18 protein-coding genes and 1 tRNA gene are annotated in these 22,616 nt (G+C 68.1%); 13 read left to right on the forward strand and 6 right to left on the reverse strand.

The annotated features are described in order from the left end of the window. Positions 1-29: 29 nt before the first annotated feature. From RXV79_RS05975 to RXV79_RS06005, 7 genes are all read left to right on the forward strand, one after another. Entirely contained in the window at positions 30-485 is a 456-nt protein-coding gene (locus RXV79_RS05975; protein WP_316702552.1) for an FKBP-type peptidyl-prolyl cis-trans isomerase, read from the forward strand. Beyond that, positions 485-1,411, forward strand: a complete 927-nt coding sequence (gene ispH, locus RXV79_RS05980; RefSeq protein WP_316702553.1) for a 4-hydroxy-3-methylbut-2-enyl diphosphate reductase — start codon at positions 485-487, stop codon at positions 1,409-1,411. Before RXV79_RS05975 ends, ispH begins: the two co-directional genes overlap by 1 nt. A gap of 23 nt (positions 1,412-1,434) precedes the next feature. Then, positions 1,435-2,730 carry a serine--tRNA ligase gene (serS, locus tag RXV79_RS05985; RefSeq protein WP_316702554.1) on the forward strand — a complete coding sequence of 432 codons (1,296 nt, stop codon included), beginning with the start codon at positions 1,435-1,437 and terminating at the stop codon, positions 2,728-2,730. A 48-nt stretch (positions 2,731-2,778) separates the two neighbouring features. Then, positions 2,779-2,866, forward strand: a tRNA-Ser gene (locus tag RXV79_RS05990). Positions 2,867-3,068: 202 nt separating this feature from the next. Continuing rightward, the gene (locus RXV79_RS05995; protein WP_316702555.1) at positions 3,069-3,596 is read left to right on the forward strand and encodes a hemerythrin domain-containing protein; all 528 of its coding nucleotides are present in this window, start codon (positions 3,069-3,071) and stop codon (positions 3,594-3,596) included. A 28-nt stretch (positions 3,597-3,624) separates the two neighbouring features. Further along, the gene (locus RXV79_RS06000) at positions 3,625-3,858 is read left to right on the forward strand and encodes a hypothetical protein (RefSeq protein ID WP_316702556.1); all 234 of its coding nucleotides are present in this window, start codon (positions 3,625-3,627) and stop codon (positions 3,856-3,858) included. Further along, complete coding sequence (locus RXV79_RS06005) at positions 3,855-4,397, forward strand: low affinity iron permease family protein (protein WP_316702557.1); 543 nt, start codon at positions 3,855-3,857, stop codon at positions 4,395-4,397. Before RXV79_RS06000 ends, RXV79_RS06005 begins: the two co-directional genes overlap by 4 nt. Positions 4,398-4,413: 16 nt before the next feature. On the opposite strand, the gene RXV79_RS06010 is transcribed toward RXV79_RS06005, so the two are convergent. Continuing rightward, positions 4,414-4,788 (reverse strand): response regulator, encoded by a 375-nt coding sequence (locus RXV79_RS06010; protein ID WP_316702558.1) that lies wholly within the window; start codon positions 4,786-4,788, stop codon positions 4,414-4,416. A gap of 229 nt (positions 4,789-5,017) precedes the next feature. Here RXV79_RS06010 and RXV79_RS06015 point away from each other — a divergent pair, with 229 nt between their 5' ends. Together RXV79_RS06015 and RXV79_RS06020 are read left to right on the forward strand one after the other, a co-directional pair. Then, positions 5,018-11,341 (forward strand): HAMP domain-containing protein, encoded by a 6,324-nt coding sequence (locus RXV79_RS06015; protein ID WP_316702559.1) that lies wholly within the window; start codon positions 5,018-5,020, stop codon positions 11,339-11,341. Between the two features lie 11 nt (positions 11,342-11,352). Then, positions 11,353-13,533 (forward strand): ATP-binding response regulator, encoded by a 2,181-nt coding sequence (locus tag RXV79_RS06020; protein ID WP_316702560.1) that lies wholly within the window; start codon positions 11,353-11,355, stop codon positions 13,531-13,533. A 16-nt stretch (positions 13,534-13,549) separates the two neighbouring features. Here RXV79_RS06020 and RXV79_RS06025 read toward each other — a convergent pair whose 3' ends face one another. Continuing rightward, positions 13,550-14,671 carry a GGDEF domain-containing protein gene (locus RXV79_RS06025; RefSeq protein ID WP_316702561.1) on the reverse strand — a complete coding sequence of 374 codons (1,122 nt, stop codon included), beginning with the start codon at positions 14,669-14,671 and terminating at the stop codon, positions 13,550-13,552. Between the two features lie 10 nt (positions 14,672-14,681). Further along, positions 14,682-15,821: a GGDEF domain-containing protein gene (locus tag RXV79_RS06030; RefSeq protein WP_316702562.1), complete on the reverse strand. Its 1,140-nt coding sequence runs from the start codon at positions 15,819-15,821 to the stop codon at positions 14,682-14,684. A gap of 191 nt (positions 15,822-16,012) precedes the next feature. Here RXV79_RS06030 and RXV79_RS06035 point away from each other — a divergent pair, with 191 nt between their 5' ends. The 3 genes from RXV79_RS06035 (at position 16,013) to RXV79_RS06045 (ending at position 18,755) form a co-directional block, all read left to right on the forward strand. Then, positions 16,013-16,627, forward strand: coding sequence for a Spy/CpxP family protein refolding chaperone (locus RXV79_RS06035; protein ID WP_316702563.1), 615 nt, complete (start codon positions 16,013-16,015; stop codon positions 16,625-16,627). Positions 16,628-16,704: 77 nt separating this feature from the next. Further along, complete coding sequence (locus RXV79_RS06040) at positions 16,705-17,412, forward strand: response regulator (protein ID WP_316702564.1); 708 nt, start codon at positions 16,705-16,707, stop codon at positions 17,410-17,412. Beyond that, entirely contained in the window at positions 17,409-18,755 is a 1,347-nt protein-coding gene (locus tag RXV79_RS06045; RefSeq protein WP_316702565.1) for a sensor histidine kinase, read from the forward strand. Before RXV79_RS06040 ends, RXV79_RS06045 begins: the two co-directional genes overlap by 4 nt. On the opposite strand, the gene RXV79_RS06050 is transcribed toward RXV79_RS06045, so the two are convergent. The 3 genes from RXV79_RS06050 to RXV79_RS06060 are packed head-to-tail and all read right to left on the reverse strand — an operon-like array spanning position 18,752 to position 21,908. Beyond that, complete coding sequence (locus RXV79_RS06050) at positions 18,752-20,134, reverse strand: MATE family efflux transporter (protein WP_316702566.1); 1,383 nt, start codon at positions 20,132-20,134, stop codon at positions 18,752-18,754. The genes RXV79_RS06045 and RXV79_RS06050 overlap by 4 nt on opposite strands. Continuing rightward, positions 20,131-20,568 carry a DUF3717 domain-containing protein gene (locus tag RXV79_RS06055; RefSeq protein WP_316702567.1) on the reverse strand — a complete coding sequence of 146 codons (438 nt, stop codon included), beginning with the start codon at positions 20,566-20,568 and terminating at the stop codon, positions 20,131-20,133. Before RXV79_RS06055 ends, RXV79_RS06050 begins: the two co-directional genes overlap by 4 nt. Before the next feature lie 17 nt (positions 20,569-20,585). Beyond that, on the reverse strand, positions 20,586-21,908 hold the full coding sequence (locus RXV79_RS06060; RefSeq protein WP_316702568.1) for a tryptophan--tRNA ligase: 1,323 nt from the start codon (positions 21,906-21,908) through the stop codon (positions 20,586-20,588). Between the two features lie 79 nt (positions 21,909-21,987). On the opposite strand from RXV79_RS06060, the gene purN reads away from it, so the two are divergent. Further along, positions 21,988-22,611 (forward strand): phosphoribosylglycinamide formyltransferase, encoded by a 624-nt coding sequence (purN, locus tag RXV79_RS06065; RefSeq protein ID WP_316702569.1) that lies wholly within the window; start codon positions 21,988-21,990, stop codon positions 22,609-22,611. Positions 22,612-22,616 lie beyond the last annotated feature (5 nt).

The following is a 22,616-nucleotide window of genomic DNA, read 5'->3' on the forward strand; positions in this document are numbered from 1 at the left end:
GGCAGTCTATTCGCTCGCGACAGGTCAACTTGAACTCCCCCACCCAACACGTTCAGCAGGGCTCCTTCCTGACCCTGCACTACCGCCTGTGCGGCCCCGATGGCGCCGACGTCATCAACACCTTCAACGACAAGCCCGCCACGCTCTCGCTCGGCTCGGGCCAGCTGGCCCCGGCGATGGAAGCGAAGCTGCTGGGCTTGCCCGAAGGCACGCGCACGTCGTTCCAGCTCGCCGCGGGCGAAGCCTTCGGCGAGCGCAACCCCGAGATGCTGCAGCGGGTGAAGCTCTCGCTGATGCACGAATTGGGCGACCCCGACGAGCGCTACAGCGTGGGCGACGTGGTGCAGTTCCCCACGCCCGATGGCCAGGGCAGCTATGCCGGTGTGGTGCGCGAAGTGGGGCCCGACTGGCTGCTCTTCGACTTCAACCACCCACTGGCGGGCCAGCCGGTCACCTTCGAAGTCCACCTGATCGGAGTGCTCTGATGCTCGACGAAGTGCTGCTGGCCGAGCCGCGTGGCTTCTGCGCGGGGGTGGACCGCGCAATCGAGATCGTCGAACGCGCCATCGCGAAGTTCGGCGCGCCGATCTACGTGCGCCATGAGATCGTGCACAACACCTATGTCGTGAACGACCTGAAGGCCAAGGGCGCGATCTTCATCGAAGACCTGGCCGAGGTGCCCCCGGGTGCCACGCTCGTCTTCAGCGCGCACGGCGTGTCGCAGGCGGTGAGGCGTGAAGCGCAGGAGCGCGGCTTCTCGATCTTCGATGCCACCTGCCCGCTCGTCACCAAGGTGCACGTGGAGGTGGCCAAGCTCCACAAGGAGGGCTACGACTTCATCATGATCGGCCACAAGGGGCACCCCGAGGTGGAAGGCACGATGGGGCAGCTCACCGAAGGCATCTACCTGGTGGAAGACGTGGCCGACGTCGCGCGTGTGCAGCCGGTGCAGACCGACAAACTCGCCGTGGTGACGCAGACCACGCTTTCCGTGGACGATGCGGCCGAGATCCTGGCCGCCGTGAAGCGTCGCTTCCCGAGCGTGCGCGAGCCCAAGCAGCAAGACATCTGCTACGCCACGCAGAACCGCCAGGACGCGGTGAAGGTGCTGGCCCCGCAGGTCGACGTGCTGATCGTGGTCGGCAGCCCCACCAGCAGCAACAGCAACCGCCTGCGCGAGCTGGGCGAGCGCCTGGGGGCCAGCGCCTACATGGTCGACCAGCCGGAAGATCTGAAGCCCGAGTGGCTCGACGGCAAGCGCCGTGTCGGGCTCACGGCGGGTGCGTCGGCACCCGAGATCCTGGTGACCCAGGTGATCGCGCGGCTTAAGGCGCTGGGGGCTGTGTCGGTGCGCAAGATGGACGGGGTGGAAGAGACCGTGCAGTTCCCGCTCCCCAAGGGATTGAAGTAAGCCCCTCCTAGAATCGCCCGACCATGCTTGACATCACCCTGCTCCGCAAAGACCTCGACCTCGTCGTCAAGACGCTCGAGAAGCGCAAGACCCCGCAGCCTTTCCTCGACGTCGAGCGTTTCCAGTCGCTGGAGACCGAGCGCAAGGCCATCCAGACGCGCACCGAAGACCTGCAGGCCAAGCGCAACAGCCTGTCGAAGCAGATCGGCATGCTGAAGGCGCAGAAGCAGGACACCTCGGCCGTGATGGCCGAAGTGGGCGGCCTGGGCGACGAGCTCAAGGCCAGCGCCGACCGGCTGGAGGTGATCCAGGCCGAGCTGTCGCAGATGTTGATGAGCGTGCCCAACCTGCCGCACGAGAGCGTGCCGGTGGGTGGCGACGAGCATGCGAACGTGGAGCTGCTCCGCTGGGGCGCACCCAAGGCCTACGACTTCCCGGTCAAGGACCACGTCGACCTCGGCGCTCCGCTCGGCCTCGACTTCGACACCGGCGCCAAGCTCTCTGGTTCGCGCTTCAGCTTTCTGCGCGGCCCGGTGGCACGCCTGCACCGCGCGCTTGCGCAGTTCATGCTCGACACGCAGACGAATGAGCATGGCTACACCGAGTGCTACTCGCCCTACATCGTCAACCGAGAAGTGCTCGAAGGGACGGGCCAACTGCCCAAGTTCCGCGAAGACATGTTCTGGGTCACGCGTGGCGGCGACGAAGACCAGCCCGAGCAGTACCTGATCTCCACCTCGGAAATTTCGCTCACCAACACCGTGCGCGAGAGCGTCCTGGCCGAAAGCCAGCTGCCCATCAAGCTGACGGCCCACAGCCCGTGTTTCCGCTCCGAGGCTGGCAGCGCCGGGCGCGACACGCGCGGCATGATCCGCCAGCACCAGTTTGACAAGGTCGAGATGGTGCAGATCGTGCACCCCGAGAAGAGCTACGCCGCGCTCGAAGAGATGCGCGGCCATGCCGAAGCGATCCTGCAGAAGCTCAAGCTGCCGTACCGCGTGGTCACGCTGTGCACCGGCGACATGGGCTTTGGCTCGACCAAGACCTACGACCTCGAAGTCTGGCTGCCGGCGCAAAACACGTACCGCGAGATCAGCTCGGTGTCGAACTGCGAAGCCTTCCAGGCGAGGCGCATGCAGGCGCGCTTCAAGAACGCGCAGGGCAAGAACGAACTCGTGCACACGCTGAACGGCTCGGGTCTCGCGGTGGGCCGCACGCTGGTGGCTGTGCTGGAGAACAACCAGAACGCCGACGGTTCGATCACCGTGCCCGAAGTGCTGCGCCCGTACATGGGTGGCACTGCGGTCCTCAAGGCTTGAGCTAGAATCTCGGGCTTTCCGGCGAACGACCTGCCGGGCACCAGTTCAGGAGAGGTGGCAGAGTGGTCGAATGTACCTGACTCGAAATCAGGCGTACCGCAAGGTACCGTGGGTTCGAATCCCACCCTCTCCGCCAGCTAGACCACAAAACGGGCCTCACGGCCCGTTTTGCTTTTTGGCGCCGCCGTCAGCAGGCAAGGTCCGCGCGTGTAGGAGTTTTCCGCGTCTTGCTGAAAGGGGCCTGTTGCGCCGTGGCGTTCATTCGTACTCTTCGTCCATGCCCTGATCGACTCCCGATCGGCGGCCCCACAGACAGCCACGCAGTACGGAGCCATCCCATGCCGACCACTTCTACCCAGACCCGCAAGTCCACCGCCACCCGCTCGGCTGCTGCCCGCACGCCCGACGCCATCAAGCTGCTCACGCAGGATCACAAGGACGTGAAGGCCTTGTTCAAGGAATACGAAAAGCTCGTCAAGGCCGAGGCCGACGACAGCCAGAAGCAGGCGCTCGCCGAGCAGATCTGCGAGATGCTGAGCGTGCACGCGCAGATCGAGGAAGAACTCGTGTACCCCGCCGCCTACGACGTGATGGCCGATGAAGCCGACCTCGTCGACGAGGCGCAGGTCGAGCACGCGAGCGCGAAGGACCTGATCGCCCAGATCCGCGGCATGCAGCCCTCTGACGACCTGTACGACGCGAAGGTCACCGTGCTCGGCGAGTACGTCGAACACCACGTCAAGGAAGAAGAGAAGGAGATGTTCCCGAAGCTCAAGAAGACGGAACTCGACCTCAAGGAACTGGGCGCTTCGTTGCAGGCGCGCAAGAGCGAGCTGATGGGCGAAGAAGCGCCCAAGGCTCATTGATCCACCTCCACAGGGAAAGGGGCCGGCCATGAAATCCGCGCCTTCACTCATGGCAGCCGTGACCGCGGTTGCCGCCCTCGCGGCCGGCGCCTTGCTGGCCGCCGAGGACCGCATGCTCTTCGAGCCGCAGCACGCCATGCTGGTCGGCCTGGTCGACGACGTCGGCGGCGCGCTGCTGTCTGACAAGCCGGCCCTGCGACAGCCGGCCGAGGTGCGCCGCGCCGTCAACCGCGCCGGTTCGGGAGCGCAGGAGCGCCGATGAGCGCCGTGCCGCGCAGTGGGAGCGGCCATGCCGGCGCGATGCCGTCGACGACGAGCACCGCGTATGCCGCCAGGCACTCGCCCCTGCTCACCGCTTTCGACCGCTTCGCCTCGGGCGTCACGCGTTGGGCGGGTTCGCCCGCAGCCTTCTGTGCCGCGCTCCTGGTGATCGCGGGCTGGGCCGTGACGGGCCCGCTCTTCGGCTTCTCGGAAAACTGGCAGCTCGTCATCAACACCGGCACCACCATCGTCACCTTCCTGATGGTGTTTCTCATCCAGCAGAGCCAGAACAAGGACAGCGTTGCGCTGCACCTCAAGCTCAACGAACTGCTCGCGGCCAACCGGCAGGCGAGCAACCGCATGATCGGCATCGAAGGCCTCGACGAGCAGGACCTGCGCGAAGTGGCCAGCTTCTACCTGCGCCTGTCGGAGCGCGCCAAGGAAACCGGCCCCATCAAGGAGGCGCACTCGATCGACGAAGAGGGCATGCCGACCGACGCACCGCCACGGCCCGCGCTGTCGCAGCGCGAAGCCGCCTGAGGCTCAGCGGTGCGTCTCAGGCCACCGCGCGCACCTGGGTGCAGACCGCGTCGACCAGGGCTTCCATTTCCTCCGGTTCGAAGGGCTTGAGCAAGGCCCGCACGTTGGGCCCGAACTGCTGCACTGCGTCGCCGAATTCATAGCCCGAGCAGAGCACCACGCGCCGCTCGGGCCGCTCGGCCAGCAGCTTGCGGGCGAAGTCGGTGCCCGACATGCCTGGCAGGCTCACATCGGTGATCACGATGTCGGCTTCGCGCTCCGCCAGGATGGCGAGCGCTTCCTCAGCAGTGGCACAGCACACCACCTCGCGGCCGGGCGCTTCGAGCAGCATGCCGATGGTGTCGCGCAGGTCGTCGCTGTCTTCGACGTAGAGGATGGTCACGGCATTCACAGAAAAGCTCCAGTCTCGGGTGGCCAGCAGTCTAAGCCTGTCATCACACGTCGGCGAGGTGGGGCGAAGCGCCAAAAGGCAGCTTTACGAGGGGTGTAGGCGGCCTCCTACAGCAGGTCTCGCGCTTGTCCTTCACCGCGCGTGCAGAGCCAAGGCCTACGCTGCGGAACCCGTTCACCGCACCAGGTCTGTGCCTGCGCGCGTTTGCCCTGCTGAAAGCCACCACCCCATGAAAGTCCTCGACGACGCGGCAATTGCCGTTCCTGACCAAGAGATGGCCGTCCTGCTGAACGCCTTGACGCAGCTTCGACGAGGGGATTCCAGCGCCCGGCTGCCGTTGCACTGGGAAGGCCTTGCCGGCCGTGTGGCCGACGTGTTCAACGACCTCGTCGACCAGAACGCGGCGCTCGCTGCCGAGCTCAACCGCCTGCGCCAGGTGGTGGGCAAGGAAGGCAAGCTCAAGCAGCGCGCCTCGCTGCCCGATGCGCGTGGCTTCTGGGGCGAATCGGTCCACTGCATCAATGCGCTGATCGACGACCTGGTGCACCCCACTTCCGAGGTGGCGCGTGTGATCGGCGCGGTGGCGCAGGGCGACCTCTCCAAGAGCATGGCGCTCGAGGTGGAAGGTCGCGAGCTCGAAGGCGAGTTCCTGCGCACCGCCAAGACCATCAACAAGATGGTCGACCAGCTCTCCAACTTCTCGGCTGAAGTGACGCGCGTGGCCCGCGAAGTGGGCACCGAAGGCAAGCTCGGCGGCCAGGCCAAGGTGAAGGGCGTGGCCGGCACCTGGAAGGACCTCACCGACTCGGTGAACTCCATGGCCGGCAACCTGACCGACCAGGTGCGCAACATCGCCGACGTGACCACCGCGGTGGCCAAGGGCGACCTCTCGAAGAAGATCGACGTCGACGTGAAGGGCGAGTTCCTCACGCTCAAGAACACCATCAACACGATGGTGGACCAGCTGCGATCCTTCGCCTCTGAAGTGACGCGCGTGGCGCGCGAAGTGGGCACCGAGGGCATTCTGGGCGGCCAGGCGCGGGTGGAGGGGGTGTCGGGCACCTGGAAGGATTTGACGGACTCGGTGAACTCGATGGCCGGCAACCTGACCTCCCAGGTGCGCAACATCGCCGACGTGACGAAAGCGGTGGCCGCCGGTGACTTGTCGAAGAAGATCACGGTCGACGGCAAGGGCGAGATCCTCGAACTCAAGAGCACCGTCAACACGCTGGTGGACCAGCTGCGATCCTTCGCCGCAGAAGTGACGCGCGTGGCGCGCGAGGTGGGTACCGAAGGCAAGCTCGGAGGCCAGGCCGACGTGCAGGGCGTGGCCGGCACCTGGAAGGACCTGACCGAGTCGGTGAACTTCATGGCCGGCAACCTCACGTCCCAGGTGCGCAACATCGCCGACGTGACGAAGGCGGTGGCCGCGGGCGACCTCTCCAAGAAGATCACGGTGGACGTGAAAGGCGAGATCTCGGAACTCAAGACCACCATCAACACCATGGTGGACCAGCTCCGATCCTTCGCCGCCGAAGTGACGCGTGTGGCGCGCGAGGTGGGCACCGAAGGCAAGCTCGGCGGCCAGGCCGATGTGCAGGGCGTCGCCGGCACCTGGAAGGACCTCACCGACTCGGTGAACTTCATGGCCGGCAACCTGACCTCTCAGGTGCGCAACATTGCCGACGTGACGAAGGCTGTGGCGGCGGGTGACCTCTCCAAGAAGATCACCGTGGACGTGAAGGGCGAGATCCTGGAGCTGAAGAACACCGTGAACACCATGGTGGACCAGCTCTCCTCCTTCGCGGCAGAAGTGACGCGCGTGGCGCGTGAAGTGGGCACCGAAGGCCGCCTCGGCGGCCAGGCCCAGGTGCGCGACGTGTCGGGCACCTGGAAGGACCTGACCGACTCGGTGAACTCGATGGCCGGCAACCTGACCTCCCAGGTGCGCAACATCGCTGACGTGACGAAGGCCGTGGCCGCGGGCGACCTCTCCAAGAAGATCACGGTGGACGTGAAGGGCGAGATCCTCGACCTCAAGGCGACGATCAACACCATGGTGGACCAGCTGCGAAGCTTCGCTGCCGAAGTGACGCGTGTGGCCCGCGAGGTAGGCACCGAAGGCAAGCTCGGCGGCCAGGCTGACGTGCAAGGCGTGGCCGGCACGTGGAAGGACTTGACTGAGTCGGTGAACTCGATGGCCGGCAACCTGACCTCTCAGGTGCGAAACATCGCCGAGGTGACCACCGCCGTGGCCGCGGGTGACCTCTCCAAGAAGATCACGGTGGACGTGAAAGGCGAGATCTCGGAGCTCAAGAACACCATCAACACCATGGTGGACCAGCTCTCTTCGTTCGCCGCAGAAGTGACCCGCGTGGCGCGTGAAGTGGGCACCGAAGGAAAGCTCGGTGGCCAGGCCGACGTGCAAGGCGTGGCCGGCACGTGGAAGGACCTGACCGAGTCGGTGAACTTCATGGCCGGCAACCTGACCTCGCAGGTGCGCAACATCGCCGACGTGACCAAGGCGGTGGCGGCCGGCGACCTCTCCAAGAAGATCACGGTGGACGTGAAGGGCGAGATCCTGGAGCTGAAGAACACCGTGAACACCATGGTGGACCAGCTCCGAAGCTTCGCCGCCGAAGTGACCCGCGTGGCGCGCGAGGTGGGCACCGAAGGCAAGCTCGGCGGCCAGGCCGACGTGCAGGGCGTGGCGGGTACGTGGAAGGACCTGACCGAATCCGTGAACTTCATGGCCGGCAACCTGACCTCCCAGGTGCGCAACATCGCCGAAGTGACGAAGGCGGTGGCCGCAGGCGACCTCTCGAAGAAGATCTCGGTCGACGTGAAGGGCGAGATCTCGGAGCTCAAGAACACCATCAACACCATGGTGGACCAGCTCCGATCCTTCGCCGCTGAAGTGACCCGCGTGGCACGCGAGGTGGGCACCGAAGGCAAGCTCGGCGGCCAGGCCGACGTGCAGGGCGTGGCCGGCACCTGGAAGGACTTGACCGACAGCGTGAACCTGATGGCCTCGAACCTCACGAGCCAGGTGCGCAACATCGCCGACGTGACCAAGGCGGTGGCGGCGGGTGACCTCTCCAAGAAGATCACGGTGGACGTGAAGGGCGAGATCCTGGAGCTCAAGGCCACCATCAACACCATGGTGGACCAGCTCTCCTCCTTCGCCGCGGAAGTGACCCGCGTGGCGCGCGAGGTGGGCACCGAAGGGCGCCTGGGCGGCCAGGCGCAGGTGCGCGACGTGTCGGGCACCTGGAAGGACCTCACCGAAAACGTGAACTTCATGGCCGGAAACCTGACCGGCCAGGTGCGCGGCATCGCGAAGGTGGTGACCGCCGTGGCCAACGGCGACCTGAAGCAGAAGCTGACAGTGGAGGCCAAGGGCGAGATCGCAGCCCTCGCCGAGACCATCAACAGCATGACCGACACGCTCGCCACCTTCGCCGACCAGGTGACCAGCGTGGCGCGCGAGGTGGGCGTGGAAGGCAAGCTCGGCGGCCAGGCCAAGGTGCCGGGCGCTTCGGGCACGTGGAAGGGCCTCACGGAGAACGTGAACCAGCTCGCCGCCAACCTCACGACGCAGGTGCGCGCGATTGCCGAGGTGGCGACCGCGGTGACGCAGGGTGACCTGACGCGATCGATCACGGTGAAGGCGCAAGGCGAGGTGGCCGCGCTCAAGGACACCATCAACGAGATGATCCGCAACCTGAAGGACACCACGCAGAAGAACACCGAGCAGGACTGGCTCAAGACCAACCTCGCCAAGTTCAGCCGCATGCTGCAGGGCCAGAAGGACCTGCTGACCGTGGGCCAGCTAATCCTCTCGGAACTCGCCCCGGTGGTGGGCGCGCAGCAGGCCGAGTTCTATGCGCTGACCACCTCCGGCGGCGCCACCAAGCTGCGCCTCTTCGGCAGCTACGCCTCGGGCGGCCAGGAGTCGCACGGCAAGGAGGTGGAGCTCGGCCAGGGCCTGGTCGGCCAGTGCGCCATCGAGAAACGCAAGATCCTGCTCACCAACGTGCCGAGCCAGGCGTTCCGCATCGCCACCGGCTTGAGCGAAGCGGCGGCGATGGACGTGCTGGTGCTGCCCATCGTCTTCGAAGGCGAGGTGCGCGGCGTGCTGGAGCTGGCGTCGCTGGAGCGCTTCAACCCGGCGCACCAGGCCTTCCTCGACCAGCTCACCGAATCCATCGGCATCGTGATCAACACGATCAGCGCCAACATGCGCACCGAAGACCTGCTCAAGCAGTCGCAGTCGCTCGCCGAGGAACTGCAGAGCCGCCAGCAGGAACTGCAGCAGACCAACGAGGAGCTGCAGGAAAAGGCCCGCCTGCTGGTGCACCAGAACCAGGAAGTGGAGCGCAAGAACGCCGAGGTCGAGCAGGCCCGCCAGGCGCTCGAAGAAAAGGCCGAGCAGCTGGCGCTGACGTCGAAGTACAAGTCGGAGTTCCTCGCCAACATGTCGCACGAGTTGCGCACGCCGCTCAACTCGCTGCTCATCTTGAGCGACCAGCTTTGCAAGAACGCCGAAGGCAACCTGACGCCCAAGCAGGTGGAGTTCGCCAAGACCATCCACCTGTCGGGCAACGACCTGCTGGCGCTCATCAACGACATCCTCGACCTCTCGAAGATCGAGTCGGGCACGGTGGTGGTCGATGTCTCCGAGCTGCGGCTCGAAGACCTGCAGCGCAGCGTCGACCGCAGCTTCCGCCACGTGGCGGAAAACAAGCACGTCGAGTTCGAGATCACGCACCACCAGCCACTGCCCAAGACGGTGGTCACCGACGTCAAGCGCCTGCAGCAGATCATCAAGAACCTGCTGTCCAACGCCTTCAAGTTCACCCACCAGGGCTCGGTCCGGCTCTCGGTGGCGGTGGCCGATGGCGGCTGGTCGCGCGACAACGACGACCTCAACCGTGCGGCGCAGGTCGTGGCCTTCTCGGTCACCGACACCGGCATCGGCATCTCGTCGGACAAGCAGCAGATCATCTTCGAAGCCTTCCAGCAGGCCGATGGCTCGACCAGCCGCAAGTACGGCGGCACGGGCCTGGGTCTGGCCATCAGCCGCGAGCTGGCACGTCTGCTCGGCGGCGAGATCAAGCTCGTGAGCGCGCCCGCGCAGGGCAGCACCTTCACGCTCTACCTGCCGCAGAGCTACAGCCCGACCCGCAGCCCGCGCCACGGCCGCCCCGTGCTGCCGGCACAAGACGTGGTGGCGCGCGAGCTGCCCGTGGCAGCCCCCGCGGCGTTGCCTGCCCCGGCACCGCGTGTCGTCATGGGCCCGCAGCCGGCCAACGACGACCTGCAGGACCCCGATGGCCAGGCCGCGGCCAACCCCGCCGACGACGACCGCAACGACATCCTGCTCGGCGACAAGGTGCTGCTGATCGTCGAGAACGATCTGGCGTTTGCGCAGGTGCTGCTGCAGGCTGCACGGCGCGTGGGCTTCAAGGGCCTGGTGAGCACCAGCGGTGCGGCCGCCCTCGCGATGACGCGCGACTTCCAGCCGGCCACGATCACGCTCGACATCTTCCTGCCCGACATGGAAGGCTGGCGCATCCTCGAGCGGCTCAAGAGCGACCTGGCCATGCGGCACATCCCGGTGTGCGTGGTCTCTACCGATGACTCACGCGAGCGTGCGCTGGCCTCGGGTGCGGTGGGCTTCCTCACCAAGCCGCTGCAGTCGGCCGACGAAGTGGAGCTGGCGCTCGGCCACCTCTACGAGTTCGCCGACCGCCGCAAGAAGCGCCTGATGGTGATGATGGCCGACACGCCGCTGCGCGACACCTACCTGCAGTCGCTCGATGCCGACACCGACGTGGTGCAGCCCGAGTCGGCCGCCGATGCGCGGGTGCAGATGCGCAGCGGCAACATCGACTGCCTCATCACCGACGGCAGCGTGCCCGACTTCGGCCCCGAAGACGTGATCGAGGCGCTGGAGTCGCGCCCGCTCGCACGCCAGATGCCCATCGTGCTGGCGAGCGAGGCGCCCGCGGTCACCACCGTCTGGGGCCGCGGCCACAGCGCCTTCGCGCTGCGGCGCGCACCCACGCTCGAGCGCATGCTGGACGCCACCTCGCTCTTCCTGCACCGCGGCGAAGCCTCGTTCACCGAAGCCGAGCGCCGCTCGGTGCAGGCGGTGGTCGATGGCGACCGCACGCTCGTGGGCAAGAAGGTGCTGATCGTCGACGACGACATGCGCAACATCTTCGCGCTGGCCACCGTGCTCGATGCACAGGGCATGGTCATCCTCTCGGCCGAGAACGGGCGCGATGCGATCCGCCTCGTCGAGAACGACCCCGAGATCGACATCGTGCTGATGGACATCATGATGCCGGAGATGGACGGCATGGAAACCATGCGCCAGATGCGCAAGCTGCCACGCGGCAAGGAGTTGCCGCTCGTCGCCGTGACGGCCAAGGCGATGAAAGGCGACCGCGAGAAGTGCATCGAGGCCGGGGCCTGGGACTACCTCTCCAAGCCGGTCGACACGGCCTACCTGCTGGTCGTCTTGAGGGGATGGCTGTGCCGCTGAACGATCTCTCCATGACGGTGCCGGCGGAGGGCGAAGACAAGGTCAACATCCTTGTCGTCGACGACCTGCCCGAGAAGCTGCTGGTGTTCCGCACCGTGCTCGAAGAGCTGGGGCAGGAGCTCGTCTTCGTGCGCTCCGGGCGCGAGGCCCTGCGTGAGGTGCTGCAGCGCGAGTTCGCGGTGATCCTGCTCGACGTCAACATGCCCGACATCGACGGCTTCGAGACGGCCACGCTCATCCGCCAGTACAAGCGCTCGGTCGACACGCCGATCATCTTCATCACGTCCTATGCCGACGAGATGCAGACCGAGCGCGGCTATGCGCTCGGTGCGGTCGACTACATCCTCTCGCCGGTGGTGCCGCACATCCTGCGCAGCAAGGTGCGGGTCTTCGTGCGGCTCTTCGCCATGCAGCGCCAGCTGCGGCGGCAGGCCGATGCGCGGGCGGCCGTGGCTGCGGCCGAAGCCGCACGCGAGGCGGCCGAAGACAGCGACCGGCGCTCCGCGTTCCTTGCGAGTGCCAGCCACGTGCTCAACAGCTCGCTGCAGGCGGCCGTGAGCCGCCGCGACCTGGCGCGCCTGCTCGTGCCCACGCTCGCCACCACCGCTGTGGTGGTGGGCAGCGACGACGTCGACAGCCAGCCCGAGGTGGTGCTGGCGAGCGATGGATCGGTGCGCGAGTTGCCCTGGTCGTCGCTCGACGGCAGCGTGCGCGTGGCCCTGCGCCGCGCCATCAAGGACCGCACCCGCGTCAACCTCGACGAGATGCTGCTCACGGCACTGGAAGAAGCGGTGCAGGAACCCTCGACCGGCAGCTTCGAGCCGCGCAGCAGCCGGCGCTGGCAGCGTGCGGCGGCGCTGCCGCTCATCAACGGCGACCGGCTGCTGGGCGCGCTTTTCGTGGCCAGCGACGGCCGCGAGCACCTCGTCGATTGGCGCGTGCTCGACGACCTCGCCGCGCGGGCCGCGGCGGCGCTCGAGAACGCGACGCTCTACGGCAGCCTGCAAAGCGAGATCGTCGAGCGGCGTGCCGCCGAGATGGAGCTGCAGGAAGCCGGCCGCCGGAAAGACGAATTCCTCGCGATGCTCTCGCACGAGCTGCGCAACCCGCTCGCGCCGGTGCGCACCGCGTTGGAGGTGATCCGCCGCGTGGCGCCACCCGACCCCAAGCTCAACCGCGCCTGCGAGATCATGGTGCGCCAGGTGCAGCAGATGACGCGCCTGATCGACGAGCTGCTCGACGTGGCGCGCATCAGCCAGGGCAAGATCGTGCTCACCCGCGAGAAGGTCGACTTGAACGCGGTGATCGCGCACAGCGTCGAGACGGCGCAGCCGCTCGTCGATTCGCGCGGCCAGACGCTCCTGGTGCAGCCGCTGGCCGAGCCGGTGTGGCTGCAGGGCGACTTCGCGCGGCTGGCGCAGGTCCTGTCCAACCTGCTCAACAACGCCTCGAAGTACAGCGAGCGCGGCACCACGGTGAGGCTGCATGCGAGCCTCGACGGATCGGGGGCGGTGATCCGGGTGCGCGACGAAGGCATCGGCATCGACGCGCAGCTGCTGCCGCGCATCTTCGACCTCTTCACGCAGGGTGCGCGTGGCCTCGACCGCGCGCAGGGCGGCCTGGGCGTGGGCCTCACGCTCGCTCGCCGGCTGGCCGAGATGCACGGTGGCCGCCTGGAAGCGGCGAGTGAAGGCGTGGGCAAGGGCTCGGAGTTCACGCTTCGCCTGCCCTGCGTCGGATTGATCGCGAGTGGCGATGCCACGCCCGCGCCAGCCGAGCAGCCGCCGCCACCGGCCTGCCGCGTGCTGGTGGTCGACGACAACCGCGATGCGGCGCAGAGCGTGGCGAGCTTCTTCGAACTGAGCGGACACGAGGTGCGCACCGCGGCCGACGGTGGCGAAGCGCTGGTGGCGGCGGAGTTGTTCTCGCCCGAGGTGGTGGTGCTCGACATCGGGCTTCCGGTGCTCGACGGCTACGAGGTGGCACGCCGCCTGCGGCAGACACCCGTCGGCAAGGCCGCGTTGCTGCTTGCGCTCACCGGCTATGGGCAGCGCGAGGACCGGCAGAACGCCGAAGCCGCCGGCTTCGACCACCACTTCGTGAAGCCGGCCGACCCGATGGTGCTGCTCAATTGCATCGACGGCTGGCTGCGCGACCGGGCGGTTCCGGCGAGCGAACGCAGCAGCGCCTGACGCGCGAGAAGCGGCCTCAGTCGACGCGGGTGCAGTTGCGCCCGTCGCGCTTGGCGCGGTAGAGCGCGTTGTCGGCGCGCTGCAGCAGCTGCTCTGCGGTTTCGCCGGGGCGCCAGGCGGCCAGGCCGCAGGAGAAGGTGGCCGAGAAGCCGGGGGCGACCGCGCTCCAGTCGGCCTCCGTCAGCGCGGCGCGCATGCGCTCGATGGGGGTTTCGGCGGTGTCGAGGCCGGTGCTCGTCATCACCAGCAGGAACTCCTCGCCGCCGTAGCGGCCGAAGCGGTCGGCCTTGCGGGTGAGCTGCGAGAGGGTGCTCGCGAAGATCTTGAGCGTCCTGTCGCCGGCCAGATGGCCGAGCTGGTCGTTCACGAGCTTGAAGCGGTCGAGGTCGAGGATGGCCACGCAGAGCTGCACCTTGGTGCGCTCGGCCCGCTGCAGCTCGTCGTGCAGCGCGGTGAAGAGGCTGCGGCGGTTCATCACTCCGGTGAGTTCGTCGTGGTGGGCCAGCAGGTCGACCTTGGCGGTGAGTTCGGCCAGCTCGCGCCCGCGTGCCTTGAGGCGGCTCGTCATCTGACGGTTGAAGCTGCCGATGAGCACGCAGCGCCAGAGCGTGATCACGAAGAAGACGAAGCTGATCACCTGCTCGGGCAGGTTGCTGCTGGGCATGTGCAACGGCGTGCCCACGATGGCGAGCACGCCGGCCGTGCACGTCGCGGCGATGGCCCAGCCGATCACGGACCGCAGCGGATCGAGCGACAGCGTGAGCGTGCAATACACGATGAAGAGCAGCAGGGCGAACATGAAGCTCACCTCGGGCACCCAGGCCATGCAGGCGAGTTGCAGCGCGTGCGCCGGGATGGTCTGGTAGACGGCGATGCCGGTGTCGCGGAAGCGTTGCGTCCAGCCGCTGGCGATGAGGGCGTAGGTCACCACCGAGATCAGGAGCCCGCAGCCGGTGTAGGCCAGCACCGGCGCCCAGCCGATCGTGCCGGCGAAGTGGAAGGCCGTCAGCACCACGCCGTCGATCAGGTAGCTCACCATGATGAGCCGCTGGTTGTTGAGGTGGTGGCCGAGCCGGCGGTCGGGCTGGGCCGGTTTGGCCGGGGTGGGAGGCGTGGCGCCTAAGGCGAGTTCGCTCATGTCGAGGTCCTCACAGGGCTCGGCTGCAGTTGCGGCCGCAGCGCTTGGCTTCGTACAGGCCGAGGTCGGCGCGGCTGAGCAGCACCTCCACCGACTCGTTGCCGTTGTAGGTGGCGATGCCGGCCGAGAAGGTCACGCGCAGCTCGGGCGAGAGGTGGCTCCAGTCGATGGTGGCCACGGCGGCGCGCATGCGTTCGATGGCCTGCAGCGCGGCGTCGGTCGTGGCGTCGTTCAGGATGACGAGGAACTCCTCGCCGCCGTAACGGCCGAAGCGGTCGGTGTTGCGCGCATGGCGCTGCACGGCGGCGGCGAAGCGGCGCAGCACCTCGTCGCCGGCCAGGTGGCCGAGGGTGTCGTTGACCGCCTTGAAGTGGTCGAGGTCGAGCAGGGCGACGCTCACCTGGGCACCGTTGCGGTCGTGGCGGGCCAGTTCCTCGCCGAGGAAATGCATCATGCGGCGGCGGTTGAGCACGCCGGTGAGCTCGTCGTGGTGAGCCAGGCGCTCGATCTCGGCGAGCTTGGCCTGCATCTCGATGCCACGCTCGCGCAGCAGGCGGTTGTTGTGGGTGTTGATCACGCTCAGGAACACGCAGCGCCCGAGCGAAACCACGAAGAAGAGCAGCGACAGCCAGCGCTCCAGCGGCGTGCTGTCGGGTACGGTGAGCGGCTGGCCCTGGCCGAAGGTGAGCGCGGCGAAGAGCAGCACCACCACCGCGAGCATCACGTGAAGCTGCCGCTTGGGCATGCGGTAGGTGGCCGTGAGCATCAGGATGAAGAGCGACAGCGCGTAGGCGAAGGCGAGCTGGGGGAAGAGCGCCACGCCGACCAGCGTGAGCGCGGCGTTGCCGTAGGCCTGCACCTTGGAGAAGCTGGGGTCCGAGGTGCGCTCGCTGGCGCCGGTGGCGATGAGCGCGACGCAGGTGGCCGACAACAGCACCCCCGGCAGCCCGTAGCACACGCCGGCACTCCAGTGCACCGTGCCGCCGAGCGCGAAGAGGCTCATCAGCACGCCGTTCAGGACGTAGCTCGCCCCGATGACGGCGCACTCCACCATCCACACCCGCCGGCGGGTGCGGGCGTGAGCGTCTCCCTCCGCTTCGGCGCGAGGCTCGAAGGCAGGGGGCGGTGCGGTCATGGCAGCGTTCGACATGGTTTTTGAGGTCTCCTGGTTGGCCCTGGAGGACGCTTCGCCAGCTTATCGGCCGTGCGAACAGCGCACTTGAGCGGCTTTTGTGCAGGGCTCCACGGTTCACACATCTTTACCCCCCGGCCACGCGCAGTTCACCCGCCGCGCCGACAGTGGCAGCGTGGGCGATCGGCCCGGTTTCCAGGAGAGATGAGATGTTTCAGACCCGGACACAGGCGGCCACCTCGAGCGCCGCCCCGTTGCGCGGCGTGAGGTTCGTGGTGCTGGCGAGCTTGCTCGCGGTGGGCGGCGCGGTGGCGCTGTCGGCCTGGGCGCAGCCCGACGGCGCTGCCCCGCCCCGCCACACGATGCACCACGGCATGAGGGGTGGTGAGGGCGGCTTCGGCGGCCACGGCCTCTTCATGGGCTCGCCCGAGCGCATCGACCGTGGGGTCGACCGCTACCTGAAGGGTGTCGACGCGACCGACGCCCAGCGCACGCAGGTCAAGCAGATCGTGCGGGCTGCGGCAGCTGACCTGACGCCCATCCGCGAGGCCGTGCGCGGGCTGCGCACCCAGGGCATGCAGCTCTTCACCGCCCCGGTGGTCGACGCCCGTGCCGTGGAGGCCAACCGTGCCCAGATGCTGGCGCAGCAAGACCTTGCCAGCAAGCGCATCACCCAGGCCCTGCTCGACATCAGCGCAGTGCTCTCGCCGGAGCAGCGCGCCAAGCTGGCACAGCAGGCCCAGGCGCGCCACGAGCGCATGAAGGAAGCGATGCAACAGCGTTCGATGCAGCGCCGCGGCGCGGCCTCGGCCCCTGCGCAATGAAGTCCGCCGGCTTGTGGTCTGATTCGGCCTCGGCCCCGCAGCCCGTGCCGCGGGGCGATTCGATGGATGCCGCAGTCATGAGTGCTCGCCTGTTGATGATCGATGACGATGCCCGCCTCTCGGCGATGGTGGGCGACTACCTGGGAGGCGCCGGCTACAAGGTCGAGGTGGCGGGCTCGCTGGCCGAAGGGCGCGAGCGCCTGGCCGCCGAGGCCTTCGATGCCCTGCTGCTTGACCTGATGCTGCCCGATGGCGACGGCCTCGACCTGTGCCGCGAGCTGCGCAGCGAGCCCCGCACTCGCAAGCTGCCGCTGCTCATGCTCACCGCGCGCGGCGAGCCGATGGACCGCATCGTCGGCCTGGAGCTCGGCGCCGACGACTACCTGCCCAAGCCCTTCGAGCCCCGCGAGTTGCTGGCCCGCGTGAAGGCGCTGCTGCGCCGCGCCGCGCCCGACGACGCGGCCGACGAAGTGCTGCGCTTCGGCCGGCTCGAGATCGACCTGGGCGCCCGCGTGGCCCGCCTCGAAGGCAGGCCGTGCGACCTGACGAGCCACCAGTTCGACCTGCTCGTGGTGCTGGCGCAAAGCCCGGGGCGTGTGCTCTCGCGCGACCAGATCATGGATTCGCTCAAGGGCCATCCGCTGGAGGCCTTCGACCGCTCGATCGACGTGCACATCTCGCGCATCCGCGCCGTGATCGAAGACGACCCCAAGGCGCCCAAGCGGGTGCTGACGGTGCGGGGTGCGGGGTACGTGTTCGCAAAGAAGCAGGACGCCGAAGAGTGAGAACCCTCACGCTGCGCATCTACCTCACGGTGGTCGCGGTGCTGCTGCTGTTTGCCTTCGGCTCGGGCTGGCTGTTCCAGCGCCAGGTGCAGCGCGAACGGCAGCTCACCGAGTCGGCGGTGTCCGAGCGCATGGGCGCCTGGGGCGACCTGATCCAGCGTGCCTTGCCGGCGCCCGAGGCGCCCGTCAACGAGCAGGCGGCGGCGCTCGCGGAATGGTCGCAGCGCCTGCGCCTGCCTTTGGCGCTCGACGATCGGGCGGGGGTGCGCATTGCGACCTCCGAATCGTTCCAGCGCCGTCAGGCGGAGGGCGGTGGCCGGCTTCATGCCGTGCCGCTCGACGACGGCCGCACGCTGTGGGTGCTGCGCCAGGCGCCGGGCGCCCGCCTGCGCGCCATCGCCGGGCAAGGCGGTGGCGGCGGGGCGAAAGGCGACGTGCTGCGCCCGTTGCCGCCACCCTTGTTGCCGTTCATGCCGCCGACCTGGCAGGGCTTCGGGCCGGTGGTGCTGCTGGTGCTGCTCTTCTTCGCCGTGGCGGCAGGGGCGTGGCCGGCGGTGCGCCACCTCACGCGCCGCTTGCAGGCGTTGAAGAAGGGTGTGGAGCAGTTCGGCGCCGGCCAGTTGCACCACCGTGTCGACGTGAGCGGGCGCGACGAGGTGGCCGCCGTGGCGGCGAGCTTCAACCTCGCGGCCGAGCGCATCGAGAACCTGGTGCGCTCGCACCAGTCGCTGCTGGCCAATGCGAGCCATGAGCTGCGCTCGCCGCTTGCGCGCATGAAGATGGCGGTGCAGATGCTCGATGGCGCATCGCCCGAGCAGTCGCAGCGGCTCAAGCGTGAGATCGAGACCAACGTGGGCGAGCTCGATGCGCTGGTCGAGGAGGTGCTGCTCGCGAGCCGCCTCGATGCGGTGCAGCGTGTCGACAAGCGCGACCCGGTGGACCTGCTGGCCCTGGCGGCAGAAGAAGGCTCGCGTGTGGATGCGGCGGTGGATGGCGCCTCGGCCACCGTCACCGGCGACGAGCGCCTGCTCCGCCGTGCCCTGCGCAACCTGCTGGAAAACGCGCGCCGCTATGGCGGTGACGACATCACCGTCAAGGTCGACAGCAGCGGCAACCAGGCGACGGTGCAGGTGTGCGACCGCGGGCCCGGCGTGCCCGAGGCGCAGCGCGAGCGGATCTTCGAGCCCTTCTACCGATTGCCCGGCCACGCCGAGCAGGCGGGGGGCGTAGGCCTCGGCCTCAGCCTCGTGAAGCAGATCGCCGAGCGACACGGCGGCAGCGTGCGCTGCACGGGGCGTGACGGTGGCGGCAGCTGCTTCGAGCTCGTGTTCCCCCGAGCCTAGCGACCCGTCTTGTGGCGCAGCACCCAGGCCATCAGCGCACACAGGCCGACGCCTGACAGCACCAGTCCGGTGACGGACGCCGCCCAGAAGCCCTGCGCCCCGAGCAGCGGCTCGGGCGTGAGGCCGGTCAGGTTGAACGCCAGCACGTAGCCGCCGCCCAGCCCCACGCCCCACAGCGCCACCGCATAGATCACCATCGGCGCGGTGGCCACACGGTAGGCGCGCATCACGAACGCGGCCACCGTCTGCGTGGCATCGGCCACGTGGAAGATGGCGACGAAGGCCAGCAGCGGCATCGCGGCCGCCACGATGACCGCGTTGTTCGTGTAGGCCCGCAGCACCGGCTCGCGCAGCAGGTACACCGTGGTGCCGAGCACCGTGGCGACGATCGCGCCGATCTGCAAGCCGTGCCAGCCGAGGCGCTGTGCATCGGCATGCCGCCCGGCTCCGATGCTCTGCGCCACGAGCGTGGTGGTGGCGTTGGCGATGCCCAGCGGCATCATGAACATCAGCGAGACGAGGTTGGCCGCGAGCTGGTGCCCCGCCACCTCGGTGGTGCCGAGGCGCGAGATGAAGATGGCCATGAAGGTGAAGCCGGTGACTTCGATCAGGATCGACAGGCCCATCGGTATGCCCAGGCGCAGCAGCTCCTTGAGGCTTGGCCAGTGCGGCTTGTCGAGGCGCGTGACGTGCAGGCCGAAGGGCGCATAGAACGGGTCGCGCCGCAGCACCCACCAGGCGATGGCGAGCTGCGCCCACATCGCGATGGCGCTGGCGAGCCCGCAGCCGGCCGCCCCCATCGCGGGGACGTGCAGCGCCGGCAGGCCGTAGATGAAGAGTGCGTTGAGCGGCACCTTGAGCGCCAGCGCGCCGAGCTGCAGCGCCATCACCACCTTGGGCCGCGAGACGGCGGTGTTGAAGCCGCGGAAGGCCTGGAAGATGAGCGACGGTGGCAGCGCGAGCGCCAGGTAGCCGAGGTAGGCCTGCACCTTCTCGGCCACCTCGGGCTTGGCCTGCGCGGCGTAGAGGAAGGGCGCGGGCATCAGCAGCAGCGCGCTTCCCAACGCCGACAAACCCAACGCGACCCAGATGGCCTGGTGCAGTTGCGCGCCGGCTGCTTCGGTCTTCTGTGCGCCGAAGAGCTGCCCGGCAATTGGGCCGATGGCGAGCACCATGCCCATGAAGCCCACGAAGATGGTGATGTAGGCAGCGGCGCCCACCGCGAGTGCCGCGAGGTCGAGCGCCGAATAGCGGGCCACCATCACCGTGTCGACGGTGCTGAAGGCGAGCACCGCGACCTGCCCCACGAACACCGGCCAGGCGAGCGGTGCAATGCGCCGTGCGCTGTCGACGAGTCTCGTGGTCGCGGCTGCCGTCAAGCAGCGCCCTCGGTGGTCGGGGCGGCTTGCGCGTCGGGCGCGCGTTCGCTGTAGCGGTTGAAGCGCCAGGCGGTGCCTTCGAAGGTGATGCGGCGCCAGGTCTGGCGCTTCTCCGACGGGGTCATCACGGTCCAGTTCTGCACTTCGTCGAAGGTGCGGCCGCAGCCCTTGCAGACGTCGTCGCCCTGGCTCGTGGAGCAGATGGCGATGCAGGGCGCGTCGGGCGTGCTGGCGTACCAGGCGAGCCACGCCTCGTGTGCCTTGGCCGGCATGCTGTCTTCGTCGCACTCGAGCTCGTGGTAATACACCATCAGCGCGTACACCTCGGCGAGCGCCAGCACTTCCTTGCAGGCGGTGACGCCGTCGGGCGAGGGCGAGCGTTCGCGCCACCAGTTGATGGCGGACTCGATGTCGGTGATGTGGATGCCGGCCATGCGAGGCGCCGTGGTCGTCAAGCCTTGTTCTCGGCTTTGTTGTCAGCGACGGCGGCGACGAGCAGCTCGGCCAGCGCCGCTTCCACGCCCGCACGGTCGACGAACTCGACGGGGGCTTCGTCGAGCGCCTGGCTGCCTTCGGTCTTCAACCGCTTGACCCACTGGCCGGCCTCCCGGCCATCGGCGAGGCCGCTGCTTTGCAGCAGCGTGGTGCCGTTGGCGGCGGTGAGCTTGAAGTAGAAGCGGCCGTCGGTCTCGCGGTACTGCTTGAAGAGCGGCAGGGCGGCGGTCTTGGTGGTGGTGGTCTTCTGGGTCTTGGGCAGCGCGACCATCTTGCGCAGGCCGACGGCCTCGCGCAGCTCCCGCAGCAGCGGCGTGGCGACGGCACGCGCCTTGGCGGCGCCTTCCATCAGCGCGTCTTCCACCCGCTCGGGGTGGGCCATCAGCTCTTCGTAGCGGGCGCGCATCGGGCCGAGCTGCGACTCGATCAGCTCGACGGTGCGCTGCTTCGCGTCACCCCAGCCGAGGCCGGCACGCAGATCGGCGCGCATCTGGGCGCGCTGGTCGGCGTTGGCGAAGGCGTCGTAGATGGTGACGAGCGAGCTGCCGTCCGGGTCCTTCGGCTCGCCGGGCAGGCGCGAGTCGGTGACGATGCGGGCCACCGCGTCTTTCAGGCCCTTGGCGCCGCCTTCGAAGAGGGGAATGGTGTTGTCGTAGCTCTTCGACATCTTGCGGCCGTCGAGCCCGGGCAGCGTGGCCACTTCTTCCTCGACCTCGGCGTTCGGCAGCACGAAGAGCTCGCGGCCGTTGCCGAAGAGGTGGTTGAAGCGCTGCGCCACGTCGCGCGCCATCTCGATGTGCTGCACCTGGTCGCGGCCGACCGGCACGCGGTGTGCGTTGAAGAGCAGGATGTCGGCGGCCATGAGAATGGGGTAGCTGTAGAGGCCCATCGTGATGTTGGCGTCGGGGTCCTCGCCCGCTGCGACGTTGGCGTCGACCGAGGCCTTGTAGGCGTGCGCGCGGTTCATCTGGCCCTTGGAGGTCACGCAGGTGAGCAGCCAGGTGAGCTCGGGCGTCTCGGGGATGTCGCTCTGGCGGTAGAAGGTGACGCGCTTCGTGTCGAGCCCGGCGGCGAGCCAGGTGGCGGCGATCTCGAGGCGCGAGCGTTCGATGCGCGCCGGGTCGTCGCACTTGATGAGCGCGTGGTAGTCGGCGAGGAAGAAGAAGCTCTCGACGCCGGGGGCCTGGCTCGCGCGGATCGCGGGGCGGATCGCGCCGACGTAGTTGCCGAGGTGGGGCGTGCCGGTGGTGGTGATGCCGGTCAGGACGCGTTCAGTCATGGGTGTGTCTCGGTGGGGGACGCGATTGTAGGTTTCGAGGCATTTCCGCGTCGGGCGGGCTCGTACACTGCCGGCCCTTATGAAGAACATCGTGATCCTGATTTCTGGACGGGGCTCCAACATGGAGGCGATCGTCCAGGCCTGCGCGACGGAAGGCTGGCCGGCGCGCGTCGCCGCAGTCATCAGCAACCGGCCCGATGCGGCCGGGCTGCGTTTCGCCCAGGCACGCGGGATTGCGACGGCGGTGGTGAACCACAAGGGCTTCAGTGACCGAGAGGCCTTCGACGCCGAGCTTGCGCGCGTGGTGCACGGGTACGCGCCCGACGTGGTGGTGCTGGCGGGCTTCATGCGCATCCTCACGCCGGGCTTCGTGACGCAGTTCGAGGGGCGCATGGTCAACGTGCACCCGTCGCTGCTGCCGGCCTTTCCGGGCCTCGGCACTCACCAGCGGGCCATCGAGGCCGGCTGCAAGGTGGCAGGCGCCACGGTGCATTTCGTGACGCCCGAGCTGGACCACGGGCCCATCATTGCCCAGGCCGCCGTGAGCGTGCTGCCCGGCGACACGGAAGAGACGCTCTCGGCCCGCGTGCTGGCGCGCGAGCACCTGCTGTACCCGCGCGCGGTGCGCTGGTTCATCAGTGGGCAGCTGCGCACCGAGAACGGCGTGGTGACCCACGTCAACGGCGAGCCGCAGCTGCTCTGAGCCCT

The organism is Piscinibacter gummiphilus (assembly GCF_032681285.1).
In the GTDB taxonomy this organism is placed as follows: Bacteria; Pseudomonadota; Gammaproteobacteria; order Burkholderiales; family Burkholderiaceae_C; genus Rhizobacter; species Rhizobacter gummiphilus_A.

Bases quoted from the DNA above. Each gene is read 5' to 3' on its own strand.
- RXV79_RS06055 (WP_316702567.1), bottom strand. From the start codon at position 20,568: ATGGCCGGCATCCACATCACCGACATCGAGTCCGCCATCAACTGGTGG.
- RXV79_RS06025 (WP_316702561.1), bottom strand. From the start codon at position 14,671: ATGAGCGAACTCGCCTTAGGCGCCACGCCTCCCACCCCGGCCAAACCG.
- purN (WP_316702569.1), top strand. From the start codon at position 21,988: ATGAAGAACATCGTGATCCTGATTTCTGGACGGGGCTCCAACATGGAG.
- RXV79_RS06000 (WP_316702556.1), top strand. From the start codon at position 3,625: ATGAAATCCGCGCCTTCACTCATGGCAGCCGTGACCGCGGTTGCCGCC.
- RXV79_RS06005 (WP_316702557.1), top strand. From the start codon at position 3,855: ATGAGCGCCGTGCCGCGCAGTGGGAGCGGCCATGCCGGCGCGATGCCG.
- RXV79_RS06015 (WP_316702559.1), top strand. From the start codon at position 5,018: ATGAAAGTCCTCGACGACGCGGCAATTGCCGTTCCTGACCAAGAGATG.
- serS (WP_316702554.1), top strand. From the start codon at position 1,435: ATGCTTGACATCACCCTGCTCCGCAAAGACCTCGACCTCGTCGTCAAG.
- RXV79_RS06060 (WP_316702568.1), bottom strand. From the start codon at position 21,908: ATGACTGAACGCGTCCTGACCGGCATCACCACCACCGGCACGCCCCAC.
- RXV79_RS06020 (WP_316702560.1), top strand. From the start codon at position 11,353: ATGACGGTGCCGGCGGAGGGCGAAGACAAGGTCAACATCCTTGTCGTC.
- RXV79_RS05995 (WP_316702555.1), top strand. From the start codon at position 3,069: ATGCCGACCACTTCTACCCAGACCCGCAAGTCCACCGCCACCCGCTCG.
- RXV79_RS06035 (WP_316702563.1), top strand. From the start codon at position 16,013: ATGTTTCAGACCCGGACACAGGCGGCCACCTCGAGCGCCGCCCCGTTG.
- RXV79_RS06040 (WP_316702564.1), top strand. From the start codon at position 16,705: ATGAGTGCTCGCCTGTTGATGATCGATGACGATGCCCGCCTCTCGGCG.
- RXV79_RS06030 (WP_316702562.1), bottom strand. From the start codon at position 15,821: ATGTCGAACGCTGCCATGACCGCACCGCCCCCTGCCTTCGAGCCTCGC.
- ispH (WP_316702553.1), top strand. From the start codon at position 485: ATGCTCGACGAAGTGCTGCTGGCCGAGCCGCGTGGCTTCTGCGCGGGG.